The organism is Singulisphaera rosea (genome assembly GCF_054877945.1).
In genome coordinates, this window is the sequence record NZ_JBTYIP020000046.1 from 50,226 (window position 1) to 59,421 (window position 9,196).

Here is a 9,196-nt window from a genome sequence, read left to right on the forward strand (position 1 = left end):
GAGATGCAAAGCCCACTTCATAACTCGTTTCGCAATCTGTTTTCTTCTTAGAAACGGGTTTCTGTGCGGGCCACAACGAGACCCCACGAGGGGTTGTCGACGTCGAATGCATCAGAAACCCGTTTTCCAAGAAGAAAACAGGTTTCGGGACATCGACTTATTTATTAAAGCTTATTTTATTGAAAATCAGATTCGATGACACATTCGCCCAAGCCCGCATCGACGGTGATGACCGGTCCGCCCGATCCGCGAGAGAGCGACTCAAGTCGTTGACCATCGGAGGGGGTTCGATCCCGCCGCATGCCTTGGGCGAAATCGATGACCGGATGTTTGCCGCGATTCTTCAAGGTGAATGCAAGATTCGCCGGCTGCACGATTCGGCAACCGCCGGAACGCGAGACGAGATCCGCACGACCACTCGTCATCCGCGTGAGCTCGATGCCCCCGCTGCCGGCGCGGAGGGTGGCGTCGCTCTCGAGGTCCGTGATCATGATGGGGCCGAGATCTGAAGCGGCGTTGACGGGTGCCCGGACGTTCCGAAGTTGAAGGCTCCCGGCGTGAGTCGTCACCCGCATCGACGCCTCGAGATCCGCGCCGACGACGGGTCCGACCGCATTGTCGATCGCCAACCGTGCCCGAGGTGGGACGGCGATGCGAAGGTCGAATTCCACGGCCGGGATCGACTCGCCCGGCCGGTCCGAGAGGAGGACCCTGCGGCCAAGGTGGTCGACGGTCGCAATACCGGGCGGCGACTCCCCCGAGACGGGGTATCGGACCATCGCGTATCGGCCTTCCGGGAGGGCCAAGCCCCATCGGGATCCGCTACCTCCGGCCGGCGCCTCGACCCATCGAATGTCGTCGATCAGGCGTCTCGCATCTTGCACTGGCAGTTCGCTCACGCGGACGATCGCTTCGACCTCGACCTCCGGACCTTTCCCCGGGACGAGTTCGACACGCCCCGCGAGATTCTCGACGCGGAGCCACTCTCTCCCATCGATCGGAAAGGATTTGTGGATCATTCTCGTCGAGACGCTGGCGACGCGACCGACGCGCGAGGGTGGAGGGGAGGACGCCGTTGCAGCCGAGCGAGGCATGGCCACGAGGCCGCAGATCACCAGCGATCCCATTGCGATCAGCCAGCGGGCGCCCGTCGAAATCTCGGTGCTCGTCGGGCGATGCTCGTCGAGGATCCCCCGGACTCGGTCCTCGAGGGACCATCGAGGTGACCACATCGAGGTGGCGCCTCGGAGAGGATCGCCTTGGCCGCCGAGGGCGAGGAGCAGGAGGGTTTCGCAATAGGAGGCACGGTCGACCACCGCGATCGCATAGTTGTCGCACACCTCTTCTCTCGCTCGATTCAACACACGATTGAACAGAAGCAAGAGCGGGTGGAACCAGAGGACGCTCGCGAGAGTCTCCTGGAGGATCACCACGCGATGATCACGTCTCGCGAGGTGCGCGGATTCGTGGCAGAGGATCGCCAACGTCTCGTCGAGGCCTGACCGCCCGGCCCATCCTTTTGGCAGAAGGACCGCGTTTCCGACGACGCCCGTTGCGACGGGGGCATCGACCTCGGCACTCTCCAACAATCGAGGCGCTTCGCGCATCTGGATTCGTCGTTGGACCCACGGGAGCATCGAGAGGAGTTGATCGCCGGCGACGGGGTGGGCCCGCGCCACGATCCGACGCAGACGCACCAACGAGATCCCGAGCCCGGCCAACCTGACGAGCGCCCCGAACATCCAGATCGAGACCAGTCCCAGAGCCGTCATACGTCCTTGGGACCCGTCCAACCAACCTTCGCGGCGACCTTCGAGGGACGACTCAACCCGCTGCGAAGAGGCACCGGGCTTTGCAATGACCTCGCCCTCGCGCACTCCCGAATGAATGAACGCGGGGGCAGGGAGGTCGAGGACCGTTGGGTGTTGTTGCGGCCTGTTCACCGATCGCAAGTCGATTGGGGTTGGACCTCCGGTTCCCACTCGGCCGAACCACTCGAACGGTCGTCGAGACACAGGCAGCATCGGCACGAGCAGCACAGCCATCGGCATGAGATAGGCCGCGGCGAGCCCGGCGACCAGGACCGCGTGCCTCATCGCGGCACTCCGTCTCGCGGCGAAGGCGAGCAGGAGTGCGACGATCAGGATGACGCTGATCCGCAGCAGCACATCAACCGCGATCGCGAGTCCGATTCCGGTCAGTGTCGGCATGGCGCTCAGCTCCGCCGGCCTGGTTTCTTGTCTCTCGCTTGCTGGATCAAGGCCTCGATTCGAGTCGCTTCGTCATCCGACAGTCCCCGATATTCGAGTAGGGCCGTCATCAGCCGTTCCGGCGAGCCGCCGCAGACGTTGTCGATCAGTTCGATGACCTTCTGACCCGCCGTGGCCCCGCGCGGGACGGCCGCTGAATAGAAGAAGGTTCGCCCCACCACTCGGTGTTTGAGCCACCCCTTGTTTTCCATCCTCTCGAGCGTGGTGCGTACGGTCTCTCTCGCGAGTTCGCGGCCACCCGCCAGGAGTTGCCGGACCTCGACGGCCGCGACCTCGCCCCGCTCCCAGATGAGCTCCATGATCTCCTGCTGGGCCGGCGACAAGGATTCCTCGGGCAGACTCATTTCAACGCTCCAACGGCTACAGGATGTCGCCATGATGGCGACACCGAATCGCCAAGTCAATCCCCGGGATCGAATTCCCCGAACGCCGAGGATTCGCTCGAACAGGCATCACACGCTGGTGCCCTCGCCTTGCGAGAAGTAGGCGAGGGCTTCGCGGTAGGCTTGTTCGAGCGTGCGGAAATCCTCGGCGTTGCCACCGGCGTCGGGATGCGAGCCCCTGGCCAGCCTTCGGTAGGCGGCTTTGATGGTGTCGACCGAGCAGGGGAATCGCACCCCGAGCTCGGCGCACCAGGCGTACTTCGCCGTCAAGGCGGCCTCGACGTCGCGGATCCCGTCATCCTCGCTGGCGTAGAAGGTCTTCCACTGATGCGTGCGGCCGGATTGGAAACGCCCCTCTTTCCTCAGAGTGGTGCGATCGACGGTCAGTGTCCGTGTTTTGGGCCCTTCCTCGGTCGAGCCCTCGTCGAGTTCCGATCGGCGGGCCCACTCGTCCTCGTCGAACGGATTGCACTCGACGTAGATTTTCCGGGCGTTTTGCTTGACGATCCGATGTCGGGTGACGGCGACATGGCCGAGCGAATCGGGCGGCTCTCGCATGGCCGCGCTATAAAGAAATGCGAGTCGGGGCGCGGCCTCGCTCCGCTTGGGCGGAACGGGCCCCCGGCCGAACCGGGACCGGGGACGATCCTCACGCGTGTCGTCGCTCCCTCGACCCGTCTCAGGTGTGCGGGACTTGACCTTGCCGCCACGGAGGTAGGCCGAGGCCCACTTCGTGGGGAGGCGCGTCATTCCGTCACCGAGCTGCTCGATGGCCTTCGCCTCGGCACGATCGGCGGATTTTTCGTATCCGGAAGCCAAGGGGGGCGACGAGGCTCGCGCATCGGCCTCGCTCTCCCACGCGATCCAGAACCATCGGCCGATCCCTGCGGAACAGCATGCGAAGGCCGGGGTTTCTCGGGTTTCCTCGCTCAGCATGGTCGAAAGGCCCCAACGGGAGAGATCATCTCTCTCCATTATGGGGCCTTCCGGAAACCGCGAGCCGTCTCCGGGCCAAAACAGGGTGCTGAAACCAACCGAAGAGGGCGCAGATCCAATCAACGATTTTTGACATTCCATCTACGTTGATCTGCGCCATCCGTGGCCGAACTTGCCGACTCCTGCGAGAAGGGGTCGGCGGAAAGATCAGGTGGGGGTCAAAACAGCCGTGACCCGTCCGATCGGCCGAGACTCGCAAGAGGCTCGCCCGATCGAACAGCGATCCGTTGGATTCCCGATCAGAAGTGATAGGCCTGGCCGTAAATTCCGGGCGAGTTCCCGTAAGGCGCCGGATCAACGTCCTGATTGATGCTTTCCCAGATGATCTCGAACCTGTGGGAGCCGTCCATGGCGACGGCGGGTTTGACGTCGTCGTCATTGACGTCTGTGTTGACCACGAGGGTGTTGACCAGGACCCCGCTCGAATTGAACAAGCTCATATAAATCGTGTGGCTGGTGGCCGTCAGGTTCGGCAGGGCCGACCACGTGACGACGAAGTTGCCGCCGGCGTCGATGGCGACATCCGCCGGGCGGAACTCCTGATCGACTCGAGTCCCTGTCCCACTGACTTGGAAGACGTTGCCCAGAGGAACACCCGAGGCGTTGTATTGTCGAGCATCGACGACTCCGTTGTTCGACGGGTCGACCCACACGACGTCGAAGGCGCCGGACGCATTCATGGCGACGGCCGGGAAACTCGGCACGGTCGACGCGGTGTTCGCGATCTGGTCGACCTGGATCGGTGAGCCCTGGAGCACTCCCGCCGAGCCAAGATGTGATCACGAATGGTCCTCCCGTGCTTTCCGGACGATATGCAGCAAAGGCGCGGGACGACACGATCAAGAACTCTCTCGGCGTCCCGGCCGCCCAATTAAACACGGAAGACCCACCCACTTGCCACGACGACATATCGCCACGTGTAGATTATAAGGAAAGTTCCGAGCGAACACTACACAGCAAATTAACCCAATCCAACACCTTAATTGATCGGCATGATCGCGATGGTTCGCGACGAATCGGGCCAATTCCGACGACGCAAGTCATGAGGGATTCAGTGAAATCGAGAGTATCGACCTCGGTTGGCCGATGGCGGCGACGGAAGAGGCCTCCAACGAGATCCGAATGGATCCCAGATCATCGGGGATTCGGGGCGTCCCAGATCTTCGCGGTTTTATCGAGGCTCCCGGTGGCAAGTCGCCGGCCGTCTGGGCTGAAGGCGACGCTCACCACGCCCGCGGAATGGCCGCGGAGGGTGAAGACTACTCGGCCGTGGGCGAGATCCCAGATCTTCACGGTCTTGTCGAGGCTCGCGGTGGCGATTCGTCTCGCGTCGGGGCTGAAGCTGACCGAGGTCACGGCCGACGTGTGATCGCGGAGGGTCATGAGGGTCCGGCCGGTCTCCACATCGTAGACGGCGATGACTCCCCCAGTTAGGCCGTCCATTTCCAGGCCGACGGCAAGCTTTCGGCCGTCCGGACTGAAGGCGAGCGAACCGACTTTTCTCGAATAGTTGTCCTCATCGACCCCGAAAGGGGACGAGGACAGCTCGCGACCGTCCTCCATGTTCCAAAGGCGGACGAACTGTCCCGTGGGAGCCTGGAAGGATTCCGCAGTCGCGAAGGAGGTATGGCCAGGTCGGAAGGCGACGCTGACGACGTACCGGCCCCCGAAGGGAAACGTCCTCTCGACCTTCCCCGACACCGCATCGATCAGCCGGACGGGCGCAAAACGACCGGCCGAGACGACGCGACGACCGTCGAGACTGTACGCGGCGGCGAACGTGCTGAAGGCGGGGTTTTTCGGAGCCTCAAACAGGATCCGAGACGGTGTGGCGTCCTCGACGTCCCAGAGCCGCAGTGTATTGTCCATCCCCGCGGAGAGGATCTCCTTGCCGTCGGGGCGAAAGGCCACCGAGGAGCAGGCGTCCGTGTGGGCGGGAAAGACCTTAAGAGGACGGCCGGTCGCCGACTCCCAGGTCCTGGCCTTGCCGTCCTGGCCCGCGGTGACGAGTTGCCGACCGTCGGGGCTGAACGCCAGGTGGTTGACCCAACTTGGATGCGGAAGAGTCAAGGATGCGGGGTCGCTCTCCGCGTCCCAGACTTTCGCCTCGAGTTGTCCCCCGGAGACGATGGTGTGTCCGTCGCCCGCGACCGCCAGGTACTCGACCCGGTTCGAGTGGCCGGGGAGCCGGAAGAGCTCGCGACCCTGCGTGCGGTCCCAGACGCGGATCGTATTGTCGTCCCCGGCGCTGACGATCCGGTTCCCATCAGGCATGAACTGGACGTCGTTGACGAACGACATGTGGCCCATGAGTTTATCGAGGGGGCTCCCGGTCGCCGCGTCCCAGACGCGGACCGTTGCGTCCATGCCGCCCGAGGCCAGGACGCTCCCGTCGGGGCTGAACGCGACCGCATGAGCCTGGCCACGGTGCCCGCGCATCGCCAGCAGCCCGGCGTGGCTCGTCGGGTCCCAGACTCGGATCGTCCCATCCCGACTCGCCGTGGCAAGGCGTCGGCCGTCGGGACTGAAGGCCACGTCGAGCGCATCGAAGGTGCTCCGCTCAACGTTGGATAGCGCGGCGGGGGCGGCCGCGGCCTTGGGGACGTCCCGGGGTTGCTCGCTTGCGACGTCCCAGACGCGGAAGACCCCGGGAGCCCCATCACCCACCGGGGTCTGCGGCCCCCAACGATCGTAGGTTGCGACGAGCTTCCGAAAATCAGGGCTCAAGAGCATGCTCCGATAAATGAACGATGGAGAGCTGAACGAGCGGACGAGACGTTCCCCGGTCGGAGTCCGGAACTGCACATTGCCGAAGCTATCGTAGGAGGCCAAAAGGGAACTATCGTGGCTGTAGGCGACCCCGGCCGCGTTGAAGTTCGGGTCGGCCGGGGACGTTCGCAGCGCGGTGATTTCTCGGCCGGTCTTCGCGTCCCAGACGTTGAGCTCGGACGCAATTCCGTTCAAGGCGCGGGCACAGGTGGCTACGTAGGCTCCGTCCGGACTGATGGCGACTCCTGTGATTCGCCCCCGATGATTGCGCAAGGTGAGCCGTTCGAAGTGGCAGAGCCGCCAACAGAGCCGCCATTCCCAGTCCCGACGGCTTTCGGGGCATTCCTCGAGCAGGCGACTTGCGAGGGCGACGTTGTTGTTCACCCACTCACCATAGGCCAGGTTGACTCGGCTGACGTAGAGCTCCCACCCGAGGGCGTCCGCCCGTTGATCGGCCAGGCCAAGGTTTTTGAGGGCCACTTGGCGTTGGGTGTCGGTCTTGATCCGCTCGCGACCAAGTAAGACGGCAACCGTGGTGGACGCAAGGGCTGCGACGACGAGCAACAGGACGAGGGACGTCGCCAGGGTCGGACGTCTTCGCGCCCAGAGCGCGAGACGGGCGAGGGGGCCGGGACGTCGGGCCAGGATCGGGCGGTCCTCGAGGAACCGAGTCAGATCCTCGGCGAGCTCTGACGCCTGCCCGTAACGGTCTTTCGGGTCCTTGGCCATCGACTTGTTGAGGATGATCTCGAGCGCACGCGGTGTCGCCGGGTCGATTCGGCGGAGCGGTGTGGGGTCCTCGAGGGCGATCTCGCGGATCAGCTCCTGCCGATCCTCGGCCGCGAACGCCGGCTGCAAGGCCATGAGCTCATACAACGTCACTCCGAGTGAATAGACGTCGGCACGCTCGTCGACCACCTTGCGACGTCCGAGGGCCTGCTCGGGGCTCAGATACCGAAGCGTCCCGACCAGCGCCCCGGTCGCGGTCAAGGTGCTCTCACCCTTCAGACGTGCGAGCCCGAAGTCGGTGACCCAAAGATGGCCACGGCCATCGATCATCAGGTTGTCGGGCTTGACGTCGCGGTGGACGACCCCCAGGCGATGGGCATGGTCGAGGGCCTCGGCGGCCTGGAGGCCGATCAGGGCGGCCCAGCGATAATACCCCGGCCCGCGATCGACCCGACCTTTGGGCCGACCCGGACGGACCGGCTCGAGACGCGGGCGAGCCACGATCGTGCCCTGGTCGGACAGCGTGTAGGGCGCGAAGCCGTCGGCCACCGTTTCGGCGATGAGCTCGGCGAGGGTCCGACCCTCGATATAGCGCATCGCGATGAAGTGCGCACCGTGATCGCTCCCGACTCCGAAGATCGGCACGATGTGAGAGTGGTTCAGGAGCGCGGCCGCTTGGGCCTCGATGCGGAAACGCTGGAGCCGACGGTCGTCGAGCGCCGCGGCGAGGGGCAAGACCTTGAGTGCCACGCGTCGGCCGAGCGACACCTGCATGGCCTCGAAGACCACCCCCATCCCCCCTCGGCCGACCTGCCGAATGATCCGGTAGTCGCCCAAGGTCTCCAGCGGCCCGACGCCGACTCGTTGGGGACCTTCGGATTCGGGTCGCCGCTCGAGATCGGCCAGGAGTTGAACGACGGGGAGGAGTTCTCGGAGCCGTCTCGCGCGAGCCGGATCCCCCTGTGCGAGCGATTCGAGGTCCGGGACCTCTCCTCGACCCACCGAATCGACGAGGGACTCGAACAGTTCATCGAGGAAGGGGTCGTCCTCTTCCGAAGGCGACCCGGACGGCCCTGGACGGATCATGCCAGCTCGTCCTCCGGTTTGCCGAGCCGTTTCCGCAACCTCGAGGCCGCGCGGAAGTGGCGGGACTTGGCCGCAGACTCGCTCACCCCAAGCACGGCAGCCGCTTCTGAGACCGACAACTCCTCGAGGTGTCGGAGGACCAGGACCTCGCGGTCCCCCTCCGGAAGTGATTCGAGTGCCCGGCGGACTCGCTCGCGCTGCTCCTCGCGGAGCAATTGCCGGAATGGTCCGATGCCTCCCGAGACCAGATACTCGGTCAAGGCGGCCGTCGAGGGGTCGGATCGCGGGGCGTCCAAGCTCTGCTCGCGGGCGACGGTCCGTCGCCCGGCGCGTATGTGCTGCCGGAAGAGGCTCGCCAGCCGGTCGGTCGCGAACTGACGGAGCCACGGATAAAACGGCAACGGCCGCGTTTTCAGGTACTCCTCGAGACGCTGGCTCGCGTCCACCAGCACTTCCTGCGCCACGTCGGAAGGGTCGACTCGAGTGCGCAACCGCTGGTCGATCCGAAGCGCGATCATACGCTTCAGTCGTTCGCGATAGCGCGCGAAGAGCTCTCCTTGCGCGAGGCGATCGCCGCGGGACGCGTCATCGAGTAATTGTTCCGTCTCGGGGGCGTTCAACGACATGACGTCTGTCAGGCAACCGATTCCTCGCCAAGTTTGGCGGAGTCGTCGACCGGATCCTTCTTTGCAGAATCGCTGACCAAGATCTTTGCGAAAAGGGGGGACCCCGCAACGATTGGCCCACGGTAACACATCCGACGGATCGATTCCGGCCACGGATCAAAAAAATCTGCCCTTCGGGTGATTTCTCGCGAAACCGAATCGCCATGCCTGCAGCCTACGTTCCGCACATCCGGCATTCAATTTCTCCGAATTTCCGGCGGTCGCCACGTCAGCGGTTATAAGCCGCCGTCATTCGCAACAGGCTCAGGAGCCTGCGCTGCAGCGGACTCAGTTCCGT

At 64.3% G+C, this 9,196-nt stretch carries 6 protein-coding genes; all 6 read right to left on the bottom strand.

All coding sequences use genetic code 11. The features are described 5' to 3' along the window. Positions 1-176: 176 nt before the first annotated feature. The 6 genes from ACYOEI_RS39065 to ACYOEI_RS39090 all read right to left on the bottom strand — a co-directional run bounded on the left by ACYOEI_RS39065 (position 177) and on the right by ACYOEI_RS39090 (position 8,859). A complete protein-coding gene (locus tag ACYOEI_RS39065) occupies positions 177-2,210 on the bottom strand; it encodes a M56 family metallopeptidase (RefSeq protein ID WP_462855958.1) in 2,034 nt (677 codons plus the stop codon). Between the two features lie 5 nt (positions 2,211-2,215). Next, positions 2,216-2,614, bottom strand: a complete 399-nt coding sequence (locus ACYOEI_RS39070) for a BlaI/MecI/CopY family transcriptional regulator (RefSeq protein WP_462855959.1) — start codon at positions 2,612-2,614, stop codon at positions 2,216-2,218. A gap of 108 nt (positions 2,615-2,722) precedes the next feature. After that, a complete protein-coding gene (locus ACYOEI_RS39075) occupies positions 2,723-3,628 on the bottom strand; it encodes a hypothetical protein (RefSeq protein WP_462855960.1) in 906 nt (301 codons plus the stop codon). A gap of 260 nt (positions 3,629-3,888) precedes the next feature. Continuing rightward, the gene (locus ACYOEI_RS39080; RefSeq protein WP_462855961.1) at positions 3,889-4,407 is read right to left on the bottom strand and encodes a hypothetical protein; all 519 of its coding nucleotides are present in this window, start codon (positions 4,405-4,407) and stop codon (positions 3,889-3,891) included. Positions 4,408-4,783: 376 nt separating this feature from the next. After that, positions 4,784-8,233 carry a WD40 repeat domain-containing serine/threonine protein kinase gene (locus tag ACYOEI_RS39085; protein ID WP_462855962.1) on the bottom strand — a complete coding sequence of 1,150 codons (3,450 nt, stop codon included), beginning with the start codon at positions 8,231-8,233 and terminating at the stop codon, positions 4,784-4,786. After that, on the bottom strand, positions 8,230-8,859 hold the full coding sequence (locus ACYOEI_RS39090) for a sigma-70 family RNA polymerase sigma factor (protein ID WP_462855964.1): 630 nt from the start codon (positions 8,857-8,859) through the stop codon (positions 8,230-8,232). Before ACYOEI_RS39090 ends, ACYOEI_RS39085 begins: the two co-directional genes overlap by 4 nt. Positions 8,860-9,196 lie beyond the last annotated feature (337 nt).

Coding starts and splice junctions, on each gene's coding strand:
- ACYOEI_RS39090 (WP_462855964.1), bottom strand. CDS start 8,859: ATGTCGTTGAACGCCCCCGAGACGGAACAATTACTCGATGACGCGTCC.
- ACYOEI_RS39065 (WP_462855958.1), bottom strand. CDS start 2,210: ATGCCGACACTGACCGGAATCGGACTCGCGATCGCGGTTGATGTGCTG.
- ACYOEI_RS39070 (WP_462855959.1), bottom strand. CDS start 2,614: ATGAGTCTGCCCGAGGAATCCTTGTCGCCGGCCCAGCAGGAGATCATG.
- ACYOEI_RS39085 (WP_462855962.1), bottom strand. CDS start 8,233: ATGATCCGTCCAGGGCCGTCCGGGTCGCCTTCGGAAGAGGACGACCCC.
- ACYOEI_RS39075 (WP_462855960.1), bottom strand. CDS start 3,628: ATGGAGAGAGATGATCTCTCCCGTTGGGGCCTTTCGACCATGCTGAGC.